The 16,064-nt window shown below is 69.6% G+C and carries 18 protein-coding genes and 1 pseudogene; 18 read left to right on the forward strand and 1 reads right to left on the reverse strand.

Annotated elements, in window-relative coordinates:
• The 18 genes and pseudogenes from T398_RS25700 to T398_RS25785 form a co-directional block, all read left to right on the forward strand.
• Positions 1 to 337, forward strand: a pseudogene (locus T398_RS25700) (hypothetical protein); the annotation flags it as partial.
• Between the two features lie 499 nt (positions 338 to 836).
• A complete protein-coding gene (locus T398_RS25705; protein WP_496450407.1) occupies positions 837 to 1,217 on the forward strand; it encodes a pilin in 381 nt (126 codons plus the stop codon).
• A 4-nt stretch (positions 1,218 to 1,221) separates the two neighbouring features.
• Entirely contained in the window at positions 1,222 to 2,145 is a 924-nt protein-coding gene (locus T398_RS25710) for a TrbL/VirB6 family protein (protein ID WP_496450408.1), read from the forward strand.
• 350 nt (positions 2,146 to 2,495) lie between these two features.
• A complete protein-coding gene (locus T398_RS25715) occupies positions 2,496 to 3,230 on the forward strand; it encodes a diguanylate cyclase domain-containing protein (protein WP_496450409.1) in 735 nt (244 codons plus the stop codon).
• A gap of 133 nt (positions 3,231 to 3,363) precedes the next feature.
• Positions 3,364 to 4,440, forward strand: a complete 1,077-nt coding sequence (locus T398_RS25720; RefSeq protein ID WP_496450410.1) for a M23 family metallopeptidase — start codon at positions 3,364 to 3,366, stop codon at positions 4,438 to 4,440.
• Between the two features lie 339 nt (positions 4,441 to 4,779).
• The gene (locus tag T398_RS25725) at positions 4,780 to 5,163 is read left to right on the forward strand and encodes a hypothetical protein (RefSeq protein WP_018829372.1); all 384 of its coding nucleotides are present in this window, start codon (positions 4,780 to 4,782) and stop codon (positions 5,161 to 5,163) included.
• A 304-nt stretch (positions 5,164 to 5,467) separates the two neighbouring features.
• Entirely contained in the window at positions 5,468 to 5,887 is a 420-nt protein-coding gene (locus T398_RS25730) for a hypothetical protein (protein ID WP_496450411.1), read from the forward strand.
• A gap of 189 nt (positions 5,888 to 6,076) precedes the next feature.
• Positions 6,077 to 6,748 carry a hypothetical protein gene (locus tag T398_RS25735; protein WP_496450412.1) on the forward strand — a complete coding sequence of 224 codons (672 nt, stop codon included), beginning with the start codon at positions 6,077 to 6,079 and terminating at the stop codon, positions 6,746 to 6,748.
• Positions 6,745 to 7,245 (forward strand): hypothetical protein, encoded by a 501-nt coding sequence (locus T398_RS25740; protein ID WP_496450413.1) that lies wholly within the window; start codon positions 6,745 to 6,747, stop codon positions 7,243 to 7,245. Before T398_RS25735 ends, T398_RS25740 begins: the two co-directional genes overlap by 4 nt.
• Positions 7,205 to 7,864 carry a hypothetical protein gene (locus T398_RS25745; protein WP_496450414.1) on the forward strand — a complete coding sequence of 220 codons (660 nt, stop codon included), beginning with the start codon at positions 7,205 to 7,207 and terminating at the stop codon, positions 7,862 to 7,864. The genes T398_RS25740 and T398_RS25745 overlap by 41 nt, the downstream gene beginning before the upstream one ends.
• A 50-nt stretch (positions 7,865 to 7,914) precedes the next feature.
• Positions 7,915 to 8,562 carry a hypothetical protein gene (locus T398_RS25750; protein WP_496450415.1) on the forward strand — a complete coding sequence of 216 codons (648 nt, stop codon included), beginning with the start codon at positions 7,915 to 7,917 and terminating at the stop codon, positions 8,560 to 8,562.
• Entirely contained in the window at positions 8,517 to 8,876 is a 360-nt protein-coding gene (locus tag T398_RS25755) for a hypothetical protein (protein ID WP_496450416.1), read from the forward strand. Before T398_RS25750 ends, T398_RS25755 begins: the two co-directional genes overlap by 46 nt.
• A 66-nt stretch (positions 8,877 to 8,942) precedes the next feature.
• A complete protein-coding gene (locus T398_RS25760; protein ID WP_496450417.1) occupies positions 8,943 to 9,971 on the forward strand; it encodes a hypothetical protein in 1,029 nt (342 codons plus the stop codon).
• 17 nt (positions 9,972 to 9,988) lie between these two features.
• Positions 9,989 to 10,444, forward strand: a complete 456-nt coding sequence (locus T398_RS25765; protein ID WP_496450418.1) for a DUF4262 domain-containing protein — start codon at positions 9,989 to 9,991, stop codon at positions 10,442 to 10,444.
• Positions 10,445 to 10,697: 253 nt separating this feature from the next.
• Entirely contained in the window at positions 10,698 to 10,964 is a 267-nt protein-coding gene (locus T398_RS25770) for a hypothetical protein (protein WP_496450419.1), read from the forward strand.
• Between the two features lie 367 nt (positions 10,965 to 11,331).
• Positions 11,332 to 12,612 carry an AAA family ATPase gene (locus T398_RS25775; RefSeq protein WP_496450420.1) on the forward strand — a complete coding sequence of 427 codons (1,281 nt, stop codon included), beginning with the start codon at positions 11,332 to 11,334 and terminating at the stop codon, positions 12,610 to 12,612.
• Positions 12,613 to 12,634: 22 nt separating this feature from the next.
• Entirely contained in the window at positions 12,635 to 14,437 is a 1,803-nt protein-coding gene (locus tag T398_RS25780) for a hypothetical protein (protein WP_496450421.1), read from the forward strand.
• 176 nt (positions 14,438 to 14,613) lie between these two features.
• Positions 14,614 to 15,150, forward strand: coding sequence for a hypothetical protein (locus tag T398_RS25785; RefSeq protein ID WP_496450422.1), 537 nt, complete (start codon positions 14,614 to 14,616; stop codon positions 15,148 to 15,150).
• 326 nt (positions 15,151 to 15,476) lie between these two features.
• Here the strand turns inward: T398_RS25785 and T398_RS25790 are convergent, their stop codons facing one another.
• Positions 15,477 to 15,851 carry a transposase gene (locus T398_RS25790; protein WP_496450423.1) on the reverse strand — a complete coding sequence of 125 codons (375 nt, stop codon included), beginning with the start codon at positions 15,849 to 15,851 and terminating at the stop codon, positions 15,477 to 15,479.
• Positions 15,852 to 16,064: the final 213 nt, after the last annotated feature.

Raw genomic sequence — 16,064 nt, forward strand, 5'->3', positions numbered from 1 at the left:
GCCGTACGGGCACCCAGATCTGCTGGTCCGGCGCGCCGGCACCTTGCGGATCATCGACGAGGCAGACGTGCAGCCGTGGATCGAGGTTCGGCTGGGCCGGCGGGCGCCAGAGCCGATCGCTGCCCGGCTCGGCATTACGGTGGACGCACTGCGGATGCGGCTAGCCCGCGCCGACGAACGGCTCGCACGTGCCGTCGCGGAGGGCGGTCTTACCGGGGTCGCCTCGGCTGGTGCCGTAGCGGCGACCACGGCGCAGGCGATCCGTGGGACGAGCATCCGCGTAGGCCGGGCCAGCGCACGCGCGGCAGGTACCCGCGGGGTTGCGATCGCCGCTTGACCGACATCCCATGCTCGATGTGACGACTGTGGGCCCGGCGCCGGTGCGCGGGGCCCACAGTCGTTCTGGTTCCGTTTGAGGTTGATGCTGCGAGGTGGCGGGGCCCTGGACCTGCACGAATCCGATGGCCTGCCCGCGGTGTCAGATTCCCGGTCGTCCTGTCAGAGCCCTGCCAGATCGGCAAGTGTGCGTCACGTCTGACAAACGCCGATTGGTAGGTGCGGGACAGTCAAGAGCAGCCACCCAGCGCTGCTCCGGTCCCGTCCGCCGCCGAGCAGCGGGTGACGCCTGCCGTGTCGCCCCGGGTGCCGCGCCATCGCATGCGCTGACACCTCATCGATCAATCGCAACCACCCAGGTAAGGGAGGACGAGCTCCTCCCGGACGTGGTGCGGCATGCCGACCTCGCGCTCGGCGGCGGCTTCCTTGACCGTCACTGGCTAGCGCCCCTCCCCGGCACCGACTCGGTGATCGGCGGCGGGGGCGGGAGGTAATCACCCATGTCTTCCATCCGCACCAACGAACCTGTCCGTCTTTACCCGGTTCGCCTCGCCGCACGAGTCGGCGCGGCGGTCGGTGTCGGCGTGCTCATCCTTACGGTTCCGAGTGCAGCACAGGCCGATCCGGGTGGGGTGGCCTACCTGGCGGCGAACAGCCTGCCGGTCGTCATCGCCAACCTGCAGACCCAGATCATGCTGCTGCTGGCCGGGATCGCCACCCTGTTTCTGGTTCTCGCGGGGGTCTATTGGGCCACGGCGGGCGGTGATCCCGGTCAGGTTGACCGGGCCAAGGCAGCCCTGCGTAACGCGTTGATCGGCTACGGCTTGGCCGTGCTCGCCCCGATCCTGCTGCAGTTGGTGCAGGGCATCGTCGGGGGTTAGCGCCATGAACTGGATGATGAGCGTGATCCTCGACGAGGTCCTCGAATGGCTGATCGAGGCGGTTCTCGCCTGCCTCAACGCGATCTTCGATGTGATCACCGAGATTCTTCTCGTGACACCCGAGGTCACGGCACTGCCCCAGGTGCAGGCCCTGACGGGCCGGTCGATCTGGATTGTCGACACCGTGTTCGTCCTGGTGTTCGTGGCGGCCGGATCAATGATCATGTTTTCCGGCGGCGATGAGCGGTCCCGCTACACCGTTAAGGACCTCGTGCCGCGGCTGGTTGTCGGCTTCATCGCCGCGCATTTCTCCCAGCTGTTCTGCGGCGAACTCATCGCATTCGCCAATGCGGTGACTGGCGCCATCAGTGCGGACAACTATGACGGCGACAGCGCCTTGGCCGCTGTCGAGAACCACATCCAGACCGCGCGGAGTCCTGTGGCTCCACTGCTGTTTTTGATCCTTGCCCTGGTCATCGCCGTGTTGATGGTGACGGCGGCGTTCCAGCTTATTGGCCGTTTCGTCGTGCTGCTGATCATGACCGCGATCGCACCGCTGCCCCTGGCCTGCCACGCGCTGCCCGTTTTGGACGGTGTCGCACGGATGTGGTGGCGCGCCTACGGTGCCTGTCTGGCGATTCCCACCGCTCAGGCGTTCACCCTGACCGCTGGCCAGTGGATGCTGCTCGACGCGTCCCACATGTTGCCGGTGCTGGGCCTGCCGGCAGAGCCGGGTGGCGTGCTGAATCTGATCATCGTCATTGTCCTGCTCTGGACGACCGTGAAGATCCCCGGGTGGGCCGGTCGATGGGTAAGTCAGGGCGGACGCGGCGCTACGAACTTCCTCGGCGCTGTCGTACGCGTGGTCGTCGTCCAGCAACTGTCCCGCAGTATTCCTGGCCTTCGGGCCATCAGAAAGGTCACATGATGATCAACGATGAGGTGGATGTGGTGGACCGGGCGCGGATGCCCGCTGATGTTGACGCCCCAGACTGCTGCAAGGCAACCCGGGCACCGCCTACAAGGTCGGGGAAATCTGCAAGCTGATCAACCAGTCCCGCGACGGCGAGCAGGTCAACAAGGCCAGCCCGGGGGCGGTGGCGAATGCCCTGGACAAGCTCGTCATGGCCGGCTCCGTCACGCGAGTTGACACCAAAGTCGCCACCTACCAGGCCGACTAGTCACGCCCATTCCAGGTAGCCCGGGGGCGGGCGTTAGACGTTGGCCACGCTCCACGCCAGCCCCCGGTGCTCCTTCACACACAAGGAGCAACAACCAGTGTCTCAGACAGCGAACTCCCTTCTTACCTCTGCTGGCGGGCTCCTCGCCGGACTGGCCCTGGCCGGCCTGTGGGCATTGCGCCTGTGGAGCCTGCTGACCCGCGCCCAGGCCCGGCTGCGGAAGCTGGAACGCGCCGCCGTCGCGACCGCGCAGCTAGTCGAAACCCTGCAGGCCGAGCGCGACAAATATCATCGGCAGGCGACCGAGGACGACCTCACCGGCCTGCCCAACCGCCGCGCCGCGATCGAGCGGCTGACGCGCGCGGTGAAAACCCACAGCGAGGTCGGCGTCATCGTCCTCGACCTCGTCGGATTCAAGCTGATCAACGATCGGTTTGGGCATCGGGTCGGCAATATCGTGCTGTCCCAGGTCGCCGAGCGTCTCCGTCGCCTGGGGCGCTCCGATATCTTCGCCGCCCGGCTCTCCGGCGACGAGTTCGTCCTTATCGTGCAGGGCGGTCCCGACAGAACCCGCTCGGTGGCTGGCCGGGCGTGGCGATACATCAAGGACCCGTTTGTCCTCGAGGCCAGGCAAGTCGACATCGTCGCGAGTATCGGCTACACGACCACCAGCCAGGCCGGTCGCGATCCCGCAACCCTGCTGCACCTAGCCGACATCGCCATGTACTGGGCCAAGGCCAACCGCGGCGCCGTGCACGGCTACGAGGAGGACATGGGTGACCTCCCCAGCTACGCCCGCCCCCGCGACTGGCCACCGCCCTACAAGGTCTGACACCGCCGCATAGTCGGGCCCGGCTCGCAGGCAAACTGCCCACCTGCACCGGGCCCGGCCCTTCCCCGACCCACGCGCCCGCCGCGCGTTCGGCGGTCGCGTCAACTCCGCCGCGCGAGCCCTGGAGGCATCCATGAAGATCCGCTTTCTGGTATCGATCGTCATTGCCGTCGTCGTCGTTTTCGTGCTGTGCGCGGGTGGGCTGGGTGGCCTGCTCGGCGGCGGTACCGCTGCTGGGGCCTGCCTACCGGCATACGTCCTGTCAACGGCTCCTACTACCGCCAGCTCGCCGAGAAAGCCCGGCGTCTGGCCCGCCATCGACCAATGGGACGGCGAGCAGGTCGCAAACGCGGCGGCGATCGTCACCACCGGCGCCCAACTCGGGGTACCCGCCCGTGGCTGGGTCATCGCGGTCGCCACCGCGATGCAGGAGAGCACGCTGCGGAACCTGCCTGGCGGCGACCGGGACTCCGTCGGGCTGTTCCAGCAACGCCCCAGCCAGGGCTGGGGCACCCCGGCGCAGCTCCAGGATCCGGTCTACGCGGCCGGCAAGTTCTACGTCAAGCTGCTCACGATCAGCGGCTGGCAGACCGTGCCGTTGACCGAGGCCGCGCAGGCCGTACAGATCAGCGCTTACCCCGATGCCTACGCCAAGTGGGAAGGCCCGGCGACGGACCTGGTCACGGCGATCGCTGAGGCCGCTGGCCTACCGACGGGCGGGCTGGCCGGCTGCGGGGCGGTCGGCCCGTGGACCCAACCGGTGCTCGCCCCGGTCGGATCCGGATTCCGTAGCAGCGACCGGCCAGGCCACGACGGCGTCGACTTCAGCGCCCCGCGCGGCACGATCATCCGCGCGGCATCCGCCGGCATCGTCCGCACCGTCAGATGCAACGCCGTCCACTCCAGCACGGGCCTGCCGTGGGGCTGCGACCGCGACGGCGACCCCGTGCGTACCCGGGGGTGCGGCTGGTACGTCGACATCGACCACACCGGCGGGCTCATGACGCGCTACTGCCACATGGACCAACCCCCGATGGTGACGGTCGGCCAGCAGGTCGCCGTCGGGCAACCCATCGGCGTCGTCGGCTCCACCGGCCGCTCCAGCGGCCCGCACCTGCACTTCGAGGTGCACGTACCTGGTGACGCCAGCGAGGCCGGCGCAATCGACCCGGTGCCCTTCATGGCCGCGCAAGGCGCCCCGCTCGGCTAGGCAACTACCCAGATCCAACTACTCGAACCTCCCGCTCCACCCGAGCGGGCCCATCCGCCGGCTCCTCATCAGGAAGGACCATCGCGTGACAACCCCATTCCGACCCCGGCCACGAGGAAATCCTGGAAAGCCTCGTCCGACATCTGCTCTCCAGTGACGACCTCGACGAGCTCCGCACCGAAGCCCGGACCCTGGTGCTCATCGACCACGAGTACCTACGGGAGGCCGTCGCCTACGACAACGCCGGGTCATGACCCTCAACCACGGCGTCGCGGTTTCGGCTGTCCGCCTGAAGCTCCCTTGCACCCCCGCACATCCACCAGAACAGGAAAGCAGAACATGATCGACACCAGCCTCGTCCTCAAGTACTGCGGCGAACGGATCAGCGCTCAGGCGCTGACCGACGCCGCCCTCGCCGACACCAGCCAGCCGACCGTCGCCTCGGAGCTGCGTGACGTGCTCACCGCGCTCACCAGTACCGAGAGGACCATCGCCGACCTCGTCCCGCACCTCAACCGGAGCCTGCTGGACGTCGAGAAGGTTCTCGCTGCCGAACCCGACGATCAGATCCCTCTCATCGAGACGACCGGTGTCCTCCAGGCGCGAGGACCTCGCCTCGACGCGCTGCTGGGGCGGCGCGCCGCGCAGATCGAACACCTGCGGGCCATCGCCCGGCTCTGGACGGCACAGCATCCCGCCCCGGCGCCCACCCGCCGGCAGTGAGACCCGCGGTGATCAGCAAGTCATCACACGCTGTCCCCGCTCGAGGTCGCCGCCGGCCTCCGCCTGCACCACCTGCCGTCCTAGTCCCGACGGCCTAAACCGGCTCGTTCCACCTGACGCGATCGCCCCGGCCGGGGCACTTGCTGCCGCCGGCCGTGTGCCGGTCCGTGTCAGCAGGAGTCGCCCCGGCCGGGGCTTCCGTGTCCGAACCGCGCGCCACCGACGTGCGTAGAAGGACCCGACATGATCCCAAACCCAGAATCCACCGCACCTGCCGTACGGCGCATGGGGCGGTGACCGCCTCATGGACGACACCTTCCTGCGGCGCGCCGCAGGCGCCGCAGGCGCCGCCGGCTACCGCCTCGCGACCGACCGGCTGACCGAGGCCGCGATCGAGCAGCCCGAGCATGTCGCGAACTGGATCGCCGCCGCCCGCTACACCGCCACAAGCAGGATTCAGCGCCTGCTGACCGACGCCGCACAGCAGCTACGCGACCGGCTCACCGGCTTGCCGCCTACGCAGTTCTGCGCCGCAGCCGAAGCGCTCGCCGCCGTGTGCGACCTGCTTGCCGACATCGACGAGGGCCTTGACGATGCCCTACGCGACCTCGGCCGGCACACCATCCCCCTCGCGCGCCTCGACCGGCCTCCGCTGATCGACGACCCGGCGGCCACCGCACTACCCGCCGCACTGGCCCGGACGACAGGAAGCCGGCAGCGGTGACGAACGGGTGGCTCGGGCGCACGTCGCCTGCGGTAACCCGTTGCCGCCGGACCGCCGCCGGCCCCGCCGCCCGCGGCAGTAGCGCACCATGGCGCCGACCGACGGCGTACCCCTGTCTCACCAACGGCGGCCCGCCCGCGTCACGCGCGACGCCCGGGTGGCCCTTCGCATGTAAGGAGCCAAACGACGATGACGCGTCGACTCTGGTGGCGGGTGGAGGAGATTGGCCCGCTGGCCGAACACGCCGCCGTCACCCCTCGGCAGCGCAAGACCCGCCAGCAGTACCGTGCCGCCTGGCTGGATGTGCCCGCACTGATCTGGTCTCGCGGACGTGACGGCGACGGCGTCCTGTCCCTGAACGCGGTGCACCTCGACGGGCGCTGCACGCTGCTCGACCTGCTCCGCTTAGCCCGCCAACACGACGTGCCGTGGCTCGGCGTGAACGCCGACCGCGCCAGTAAGGATAGCAACGAAAGGTCTCTGCTGTCGCACAGCCGCATGGATCTCCTGCCACCTGACGGGAGCTGGGTATCGGCGACCGTCACCTCCGGCACCGTCGGCGGCGGCTACTACTCAGCGCTGGTCGCGGACGCGTACACCGCCCTGCTGTGCCGGTTCCTACGTGACGAGGTCGAGTGCATGGCCGACCACCTGCACGGGCTGTCGATCGGCGACATGCCCAATGAACACCCCGTCCTGCATCCCGGTGCCAGCCTCGTGCAGTGGGAAGAGGACACCGGCGAGGACAGCAGCCGGTGGATCGAGGAGGACCAGGTACCGGCCGACGTCGACGACCATTACACCATCGGCGCCTACCAGTGGCGCTGGACGCCCGCGACCATCATTGAGGCGCAGCCGTGACCGCCCGCCGTAACCAGCGGCGGCCAGGCACCCCCAACCCCGCCGACGACAGGGCGTTCCACCGTGCGCTGCAACGGCAGGTCGATGCGATGGCTGCCACGGTCACGCTCACAGACCCTACCGACAGCCTCAGCGTGACGGCCGAGCGTGAACGGCGGGAACAAGTGGCCGCCGCCTGGCTCTACCTGTCCTGCGTCGCCGTCTGGGCCGAGGACCACCAGCTCGTCGAGCCGTTGCCGCGCAGCGCACCGCCCGGGGTGCTACGTAACGCGTCGAGCGCGCCGCTGTGGCTCGGCCGCGCCTTGGAAGCCCTGACCCGGCACCCTTCCACCCAATGGCTTCTGCACCCGGAGTACAACCCGATGCTGTGGGCCGGCTCCCCTAGCGCCGCCGCCTGCGACGAGCTGATCAAGTGGTGGGCCACTCAGGCGCCGTCGCTGGCCTGGCCCGACCGGGGTGGCTATCCGCCGTCGATCAGCGGCTGGGCCATCGGGTGACCTGCTGCAGGTCCTGTCTCCGCAGCGGCGGGCCCGGCACGCCCTGGTGCAGACACCGCACTACGTCGCCGACTTCGTCCTCGACCGCACCCTCCACCCAGCCGCCGACACCTTCCGCGAAGAGCCCGTGCTGCGGCTGATCGACCCGACCGCCGGCACCGGCCACTACCTCATCCCTGCGGTCGACTACCTCTGGCAGTGGTACACCACCGGCCGCATGGACCCCCGATCGGTTGACCAGCCCCCGATCACCGGCGGACACACTCACCCGCCCGGCGAGGCGATCCGGCGGATCCTCGCCGGAGTCGACGGCATCGACATCGACCCGCTGACCGTGGCGGTCGCCCGGCTCCGGATGACCGTCTACCTCGGGCACCTGCTCGCCGGCGCGGGGCTGCTCCCGCGTCCGCTGCGCTTGGCCGCCATTCCCTCCTGGGTCACCCCACGGATCGCGGTGGGCGACTCGCTGCTCATCGGCAAGATCAGCCGCGCCGAGTACGGCCGGCTGCATCCACACCTGGTGGAGCTGCCCGGCGCCGCCTTTCCGTTGTCTGACTTCACGTGGACGGCCGACCAGGCGGCGACCATAGCGCCCCCTCGACGCGGCCGCCGGAGCTGAGCGGCCTCACGCCGGACGGCCCTGCGACTTGATCAACACCGGTCGCTCGCGTGTGGTTCGTCCCGCCGGCCCGCGTCAGGGCCACCTGCGCCATCCCATCCCTGGCTCGGATCGCGAACGACTACCTCGACGATGCCGGCCTGCCCCACTACAGCAGCCAGGCGGACCTCGACCTCGCCAACGCCGTCACGGACGAGGTCAGCCGGCGGCTACGAACGCCCGGCCGCCCGTTCTGTACCCACGGCCGCTGCACCTTCAGCGCTCACGACCACACCACCAGCGCGGGTCCGGATGGGCAGCACCTGGACCGAGAGGTCCCGCTGTGCTGCGCCCACTGCGGCCACCCCGCGCACTACGACACCCGCCTGCAGGACTACCGGCACGACGGCCCCGCCGTGCCCGACTGTTTCCTCATCCGCAGAGACACCCACGGGCACACCGAGACCTCGGCCGGTCCGGGAGCCGCGTACGGACACGCGAAGCCCGCCGACGACCCGGACGACTTGATCTTTTTTCAGAGTCGAGCGTCGATTGGTGCGGTCACCATCGCCCGACCCGAACGGCGAGGAGGACGGCTCCCGGGCCACGAGCCGAGACGGCTGAGGGGTGGTGACCACCCGCCCGATCCCGGTCGCCGAAAGGACCCGCCCTCATGCTGCCCACTACCCCCGAGCCCGAGCCCGAGCCCGACACTGTGACCGACCCGATGCTCTGGCGCATGGCCGTCCGGGTCACCGCCGATCATCAGCCCCACCCGCGCCATCCCGGCCGCTGCGCCAACCTGCGCTGCGTTCATGAGGCCTACCCCTGCCCGCCGCTGCGTGACGCGCAGCGGGCGCAGCAGGCCGCGATCCGCCCGCACCGGTTCATGCCGGGACGCGCCCGCGTCATCGGCGTCGCTGCCGCCGCGCAGAGGTTCGTCGGCTGGTTCCGGCCCGCGCGCCCCGTTCCGCCGGCGCCGGTACCACTGCCCCGCCGGCAGCCCATGGCCACCCTCGGCCTCGCGGCCTGACGTCCCGAACAGACCAGCGACCGGGGCAGATCCCGCCGCCGGTTCGACAACCCCCATGGAGGCGCCTTGACCTTCTACCAAGAGACAACCCTGGCCGGCTACGCCCGTGCCGCCGTCCACCTCAAGTCACGGATGGTCGACTACAGCCGTACCCGCTTCGCCCAGCAGTACCTGAAGGCCTACCTCGACGTCGCGTTCGAGGAGACCGTCGCGACGACCACGCCGAAGGTGCTCGCGGCCGTCGACAAGCTCGCCCACCAGCCGTGGCAACTCGGCGATTCCTACGTGCTGGCCCCCGAGATGACCGCGATCGTGGCCGCCGCCGCCGAGGCACTCGACCTGACCGGCGACCTCATCCCCGACGACATCGCCCCCAGCGACAGCGGCGTGCTCTTCCTGCCCGAACCGATCTACTACCGTGGAATACACGGACAGGTCACATCGATAGGCGCGGTCACCTGGGCCAAGATGCACAACATCGGCACTGGAAGCGCCGACTGGTGGATCACCGGCTGGGCCGACCGTAGCGATCCGCTCGACCCCAGCGCCGCCCGCCTCCGAGCCCAGTACGATCAGGACGCACAACTCGCGGCGGACTTCGGCCCGTACGTGCTGGCCTCATCGGCCCGGATTCCCGTGGGCAGACCGGTCGAAGCCCGTTCCGACCTTGCCCCGTTCGATGATGACGACATCGAGTGGGAACCAGCCCCGGACGGGCGGTTCTGCATCGACGAGTCGACCGTCCGGGTCAACGCGGTCGCCGCCGTCGCCTACGCGTTCTGGGTCATCCAGGCCCAACCCCTCGCCACCGTATCCGCCCCACCCCTCGACCGCGCCGCCCGCCGCCGCGCCCAACGAGACAAGGTCGGCCACCTGACCCGCGTCGTCATGCTGCGCCGAGGCAAACCCGTCACCGACCGCAACACCGGTGAAGCGAAATGGCACTACCGGGTCCGGTTCTTTGTGCGAGGCCACTGGCGTCACCTCTTCGATGCTGACGGTCGGCGGTATCGCATCTGGGTCCACAAGCACATCAAGGGGCCGGACGGTGCCCCGCTGCTTCTTGGCGACGCCGTCTCCATCCTCGCCCGCTAAACATGAAAGGAAACAAGGTGCCACCCCTCGAGGAGTTCCTCCAAAACCAACAACGTCTCATCGACGAGTTCGGCTGGGCAGTGACCGCCGTACTACCCGATCTCGGGGAGAGCGGCTCCACGTTCGCCTACACCGTCGGCCTGGCCGAGCACGATCTCCCTGAGTTGGTCATCGCCGGCCTCGACCCGCTCATCGCCCAGGAATTGCTCAATGACATGGCCGGACGCGTCTCCTCCCGGGCCGAGCGGTTCACCCACGGCCAACGCGTCGCCGAGCTGCTCGCCGGCTGCGACGCGATCATCGTCGAGGGACCCGCCACCGACGCGCTGCATCCCGGTGCGGCCTACGCCCGGTACGGCAAGGATCGCGTGTGCCTCCAGCAGATCGTGTGGCCGGACGCGCACTCCAGGTTCCCGTGGGACGACGGCTACGAATACCCCGCTCACGTACAACCGCTGCTGGGACGCCCATAACCCGATGAGCGGCATTACGGGAGCCATCAACGACCTGGCGCTTCCACCCCGGACGACGACGACATGTTCGCCGTTGGCGCCGGTACGTGGACGTGGGAGGAGGGGCCGGAGTAGAACCCGGCCAGCCACCCGACCCGGCGCGCCCCGAGCTGTACTCGCCCGCCCGGGCGAGGCCCGTACTGCGGGCCTGCACGGCCCAAGGCGCAGGGCAAGCCCTTAAACGCAGTTCCTCTACCCGAAGAAAGGAGGCGAGATGCTCAGGATCCTCGCGGTATCCGTCCGAGGGCATCGGTACCTGGAGGGAAACCCGAGCGTTCACCCCGTCAGCGAGGTACCCGCCGGCATGGGGACCCTGTTCCCTGGCCTGACGGCGGTGCAACACCACGTGCAGCGCGAGTACCGCACCCTGTCGGTGAGCTGGCGCGTCGAGGTCATCAACGAGCGTGGTCAGGTCGTATCGCGCGGCACGCGTGACGGCCTCAACGGCACCGGCAACCGCTGGGTGTGGCAGACCACGTAAGCCGTGACCGGCGCACCCACGCCACCCGAGCCTGACTCCGCTCGACGTCCGGACACTCCGGCGAGCGGCACCAGCTCCACCTGTTCCTGCGGCGTCATCCGTAGCTGACCGACGCCCGCTTTCGGCACCGCCACCGGTTGTCCGCCCCGCCTGTTGACGGCGGTTCGGCGCGGCACCAACCCCATTCCCGACCGGGAGGTGGCCACGCCGGAGGCGCGGCCACCTCCTGCCCATTTCTCAGGAGGAACAACGGATGGGCTCTTCACCCACACCGGCGCACAACAGCCTCGAACGCGACTTGATCAGCGAGAGCGGCAGCGGTAGTCGTGTGTCCGCTGCACCGAGCGACGGCGTCAGGGGGCCGGCGATGGCGACACCGACAACGAGTACACCCGCTACATCTGCCGGTGCGGCCGGCGGCAACGTGATCAACGCGGTCAGCGGGCTGCCGAGGCTACGCGCGGGCGAGCTGCAGAACCAGGTCCTCGCGGTCCTGGCCAGCCGCACCGGCGTCGCCCTGGATGTCGGCGACATCGCAGGCGTCCTTCTCGGCCGGTCCTCTGGCGCGATCGGTCAGGCGTGCGACCGGCTCGTCGGGCGCGGCCACGCCGAACTCCTGCCAAGCTCGCCGAAGCAGTACCGCATCACCTCGGCCGGGCTAAGGGAGCACCGGGCGAACCCGACGCTGATACCGCCCGCACCGCAAGGCAGCACCGCTCGACCCGCGTCCGCCGCCCGGTCGGCTGCCCCAGCCCCACGCCCGGCGGCAGCCACCAGCCCCACCCCGCCGGCGGCTGCGACCGCGCGGCCCACGATGCCGGCGGCGCCCGCGCCGAAGAAACCGACCACGGGGCCGGTGCGGCGCCCGAACGGGCAGTTGTACTACCCACGGCTGCTGGCCAAGCGCCCCGACGTCGACGTACTGCGGGACCTGCGCGAGGCCGACGTGCCCGTGCTGCTCTACGGGCCGCCCGGCACCGGCAAGACCTCGCTGATCGAGGCCGCGTTCGGCACCGACCTCTACACGGTCCCGGGCGACGGCGACACCACCGTCGGCGACATCGTCGGCGACTACGTGCCCACCGACAGCGGCGGCTACGAATTCGTGCCCGGCCCGCTGCCACGAGCGATGGAATCCGGCGGGGTGCTGTTCATCGACGACGCCACCCTGATCCAGCCGAAGGTCCTCGCCGTGGTCTACCCGGCCATGGACGGCCGACGGCAGATCATCCTCAAGGCCGCCGCCGGCCGGGTCGTCACCGTCACCCCCGGCTTCTACGTCGTCGCCGGCCACAACCCCGGCGTGCATGGCGCCGTGCTGACCGAAGCCCTCTCCTCGCGGTTCTCCACCCAGGTCAAGGTATCTAGCGACTACGACCTAGCCGTCGCGCTCGGCGTCGACTCCCGGATGGTCCGCGCCGCCCGCAACCTGGCCACCCAGTTCGACAGCGGCGAGATCGGCTGGGCACCCCAGCTCCGCGAACTGCTCGCCTTCAAGCGGATCACCGACGTGCTCGGGATCGACACCGCCATGGCCAACCTGATCGGCCTCGCCCCGGTTGAGGACCGCGAGGTGGTCCACAAGGCCGTCTGCAAAACGTTCGCCCGAGCCAAGATCCAGCCCCTCGCCCTCGGCAACCAGCTGTAACCCCCGGAACGGAGGCACACCCATGTCGTTGTCGAAACACCTCAACCCAGCCCCGGACGCCGCGTCCACCCCGCTGCCGGCCGACCACGCCTGGCTGCGCATGTCGGCAGCACTCAGCGCGCACATCCCCCCGATCGCCGGCCGCGAGGACCTCCTCGTGGTCATCGAACCCGGCGCCGGCGACGGCGCGCCAGCCTGCTTCATCCGCGAGCGCGCCACCGTTGAGATCGACGGCAGGTACCTCGGCATCGATCCCCGCTCGGTGGACCCGCACGACCCCGACGCCCGGGAGAAGTACCCCGTCGCCTGGGGGCTGCTGGTGCACGAGGCCGCGCACTCCCAGCACACCCGCTGGGAGTTCGGCACCGGACCCGCCCGGGTGGCCGAGGCCGCCGCGCTGCTGGAGGAGTCCCGCATCGAAGCCGCCCAGCTACGCCGCAGACCCGGTGACCGCCGCTGGCTCCGCGCCGCCGTCACCAAGATTCTGCTCGACGACATCCCGACCACCGACGACCCGTGGGCCGCCGCCACCAGCGCCGCGCTCGTCCTCGCCAGGGTCGACGCCGGCGTCATCGACCCAGACGAGGCAGAACAGCTCCGTCGCGCGGTCGCCCGGATCCTGCGTCCGACCCTGCTCAAGATCCTCAGCAGCATCTGGAGCGACGCGCACCAGGTGCCCGACGACGACACCGACGCCATGCTCGCCCTCGGCCGACGCTGGTGCGACGCCCTCGGCGTCGACCCCGACAGCCCACCGCCCTCACCTGGCCCCGGCCAGGTGCGCTCAGGCAACGGGCAGGGCGGCAGTGGACAGGGCAGCGGAGACGGCGGCCCAGCCGGCGGGGGAGTGCTCCGCAAGGCGGCTACCTCCGTCGTCGGTGCCGTGGCCGTCCACGATGCCGAAGCCGCCCAGGCCGCCGCCGCTGCCGCCGCCCGTGCCCAACAGCGGTCTCAGCAACGCAAGGCAGAAGCCGACCAGCAGAAGCGGTCCCGAGACGCGGCCAGCGCGATCTTTGGCGGTGACGGAGGTACCGGCGGCGGAGGTGGCGCGAGCACCAATGGGAACCCGCTGGTCCGCAAGCAACCTCCTCGGAGTCAGACCCGACAGCCCAGCGACGATGAGCGTACCGCCGCGCGGCAGCTCGCCCGCGCCCTGCGGGAGGCCGCCTACCGGGAACCGACCGACGCGGTAACCACCTCGGTCACCCCGCCCGGCCGGCTCGTCACCCGCGCCGCGCTCGCCGCCGACGCGCAACGCGCCGCCGGACAGATCCCCACCTCCGAGCCGTGGCGGCGTACCGAACGTCGCCGGGTACCACAGCCGCCAATCCAGGTCGGGATCGTCGCCGATGTCTCCCCGTCGGTGGAGGCGTTCGCCGGGCCGATCGCCTCAGCGGCGTGGATCACCGCCCAGGCCACCGCCTGGGCCGGCGGCACGAGCGCCACCGTCACCTTCGGCCAGTACGTCACCGCCGTGACCCGTCCAGGCCAGCCACCCGAGAGGGTCCGCCTGTTCGACGAGGAGGGCAACACGCAGGGCTTCCCCCTCGCGGTGGACGCCCTCGACGCCGCTCTCGGCCTGGCCGACCTCCGCAGTGGCGCGCGGCTGCTCGTCGTAGTCAGCGACGGTGAGTTCATCGCGGGCGAGATCACCGAGGGCCAGAAACGTCTGGACCGTCTCGTCCGCGCCGGCTGTGGTCTGCTCTGGCTCGGACCGCCCAACTCCCGCCCGCTCAAAGGCGCCCACGCCACCGTCCTCGGCGACCCCAGCGACGCCGGCAGGCTCATCGCTCGCGCCGCCGCCACCGCACTGCGCAACACCTGAGGCGACGCCAGGGTCAGCACCGTCTACACCGCCGCTGGCAGGCGGGCGGTGCCGACCCGCGCCCACCGAATCGGCTGGAGGAACGACTTGATCCCAGCGTGGAGTCACGCCTGAATCGTCGCCACGACCACCAGGGTCGACAACCCTCCAGCCACACCTTCGAGGAAGGAATCCTGATGCTGTCAGCACATCAACGCGACGCCATCGTCCACTGCCTACACGGCATCGACGCACATGCAGCAGCGAAGTACAACTGGCCAGGGCCGGTGTTGTTCGCCTGGCTCCGGGAAACCCCAGTGCCCGGTCACCCCGACCCGACCGCCCGCGCCGTCAACGTTGTCCCGCTGCTCGTCGAGCCCGCGCGGTGGCAGAACGAGCCGGACGGACCGGTCGCCGCGCTTCGGCAGATCACCGACGAAGCGCACCACCCATCCCACCAGGCCGCCATCGCCCTCAAAGCCGGGCCCCCATCCCAGACCAAGGCTCTCGCCTACCTGTTCATGTACCCGGTCACCATCGAGCGTGAAACAGGGGAACGGGTCGAGGCCCGAATCATCGACGCGGTCGACACCGACGGCACCATCTACGTGCTAACCCGCACACCAGGAACCACCGAAGGCATTGTCGTGACCGCCGACGACAGCGACGACGAAACCATCACCCTGCTCCGCCGCCTGATCAGCCTCACCTACCCCGACGACACCAAACCCTGACTGCCGCCGTCGCACCATTTAATTCCCTCACGCGGGATGTCGCGCATCTCATCCGACGACACCAAACCCTGACTGCCGCCGTCGCACCATCGGTCTGGAGTTTAGGACGACAACCGGCAGCCCCGGAACTCCGGAAAGTTGGTCCGGCATCGGGCTGAAGCGGGACAGAGCCGTCCCCTGTCCCGGCAGGTACTCATGAAAGGGGTGTGCCCTCACCACTCACACGGGGGCCGTGCTGCAGCCGGTTCACCAACGAGCGTGCCAGGGCAGTTGTCTCGTCGCTGACCTCGGTATCGATTTCGTCGAGGGATCGGGCTAGTGCCTCGTCATGCAGCCTTGAACGGGTAATCCGGGTGGCGGATCTTGGATTTGGTCGCGAAACCGGTCTTCGGTCGGGCGCGTTGGTTGCGCCAGCGGATGTAGGCGCCGATCGCGGTGTCCTGCTCGGTGTGGGTACGGTGGTCGGTGCCGTTGAGGGCGAAGTACCGCACGGCGGCGAACTCGGCTTCAATCCAGTTCAGCCAGGACGCGTACGTCGGTAGGAACACCAGTTCGACGTGGTTGGCGGCGCACCAGGCGCGGACCTCGGGGTGTTTGTGTGGGGAAAAGTTGTCGCAGATCAGGTAAAGCTTCTGGTCGGGCCAGCGGGCGCGCAGGGTCTTCAGGAAGGACAAAAAGCTCGCGCCAGCGTTTACGGTCACGGATGCGGTAGTGCAGCCTTCCGGTGGCCAGGTCGAGGGCGGCGATCATGTGTCGTACGCCGTGGTCGCGGTGGTAGGTAGCGCGTAGTCGCACGGGGTTTCCCTGGGGTCGCCAGGCCCGGCCGGGGCGGGGCTGCAGGTTCAGCGGCCCGAACTCGTCTACGCACAGCACACGCCCGCCCGGCGGCGGGTGGTCGTAGAGGTCCAGGATCC

The sequence above is a fragment of the Salinispora goodfellowii genome (assembly GCF_059570675.1).

What these genes read in the sequence shown, in the direction of transcription:
- T398_RS25720 (WP_496450410.1), top strand. Translation starts at nt 3,364, where the DNA reads ATGAAGATCCGCTTTCTGGTATCGATCGTCATTGCCGTCGTCGTCGTT.
- T398_RS25770 (WP_496450419.1), top strand. Translation starts at nt 10,698, where the DNA reads ATGCTCAGGATCCTCGCGGTATCCGTCCGAGGGCATCGGTACCTGGAG.
- T398_RS25710 (WP_496450408.1), top strand. Translation starts at nt 1,222, where the DNA reads ATGAACTGGATGATGAGCGTGATCCTCGACGAGGTCCTCGAATGGCTG.
- T398_RS25735 (WP_496450412.1), top strand. Translation starts at nt 6,077, where the DNA reads ATGACGCGTCGACTCTGGTGGCGGGTGGAGGAGATTGGCCCGCTGGCC.
- T398_RS25785 (WP_496450422.1), top strand. Translation starts at nt 14,614, where the DNA reads ATGCTGTCAGCACATCAACGCGACGCCATCGTCCACTGCCTACACGGC.
- T398_RS25775 (WP_496450420.1), top strand. Translation starts at nt 11,332, where the DNA reads ATGGCGACACCGACAACGAGTACACCCGCTACATCTGCCGGTGCGGCC.
- T398_RS25705 (WP_496450407.1), top strand. Translation starts at nt 837, where the DNA reads ATGTCTTCCATCCGCACCAACGAACCTGTCCGTCTTTACCCGGTTCGC.
- T398_RS25780 (WP_496450421.1), top strand. Translation starts at nt 12,635, where the DNA reads ATGTCGTTGTCGAAACACCTCAACCCAGCCCCGGACGCCGCGTCCACC.
- T398_RS25730 (WP_496450411.1), top strand. Translation starts at nt 5,468, where the DNA reads ATGGACGACACCTTCCTGCGGCGCGCCGCAGGCGCCGCAGGCGCCGCC.
- T398_RS25755 (WP_496450416.1), top strand. Translation starts at nt 8,517, where the DNA reads ATGCTGCCCACTACCCCCGAGCCCGAGCCCGAGCCCGACACTGTGACC.
- T398_RS25725 (WP_018829372.1), top strand. Translation starts at nt 4,780, where the DNA reads ATGATCGACACCAGCCTCGTCCTCAAGTACTGCGGCGAACGGATCAGC.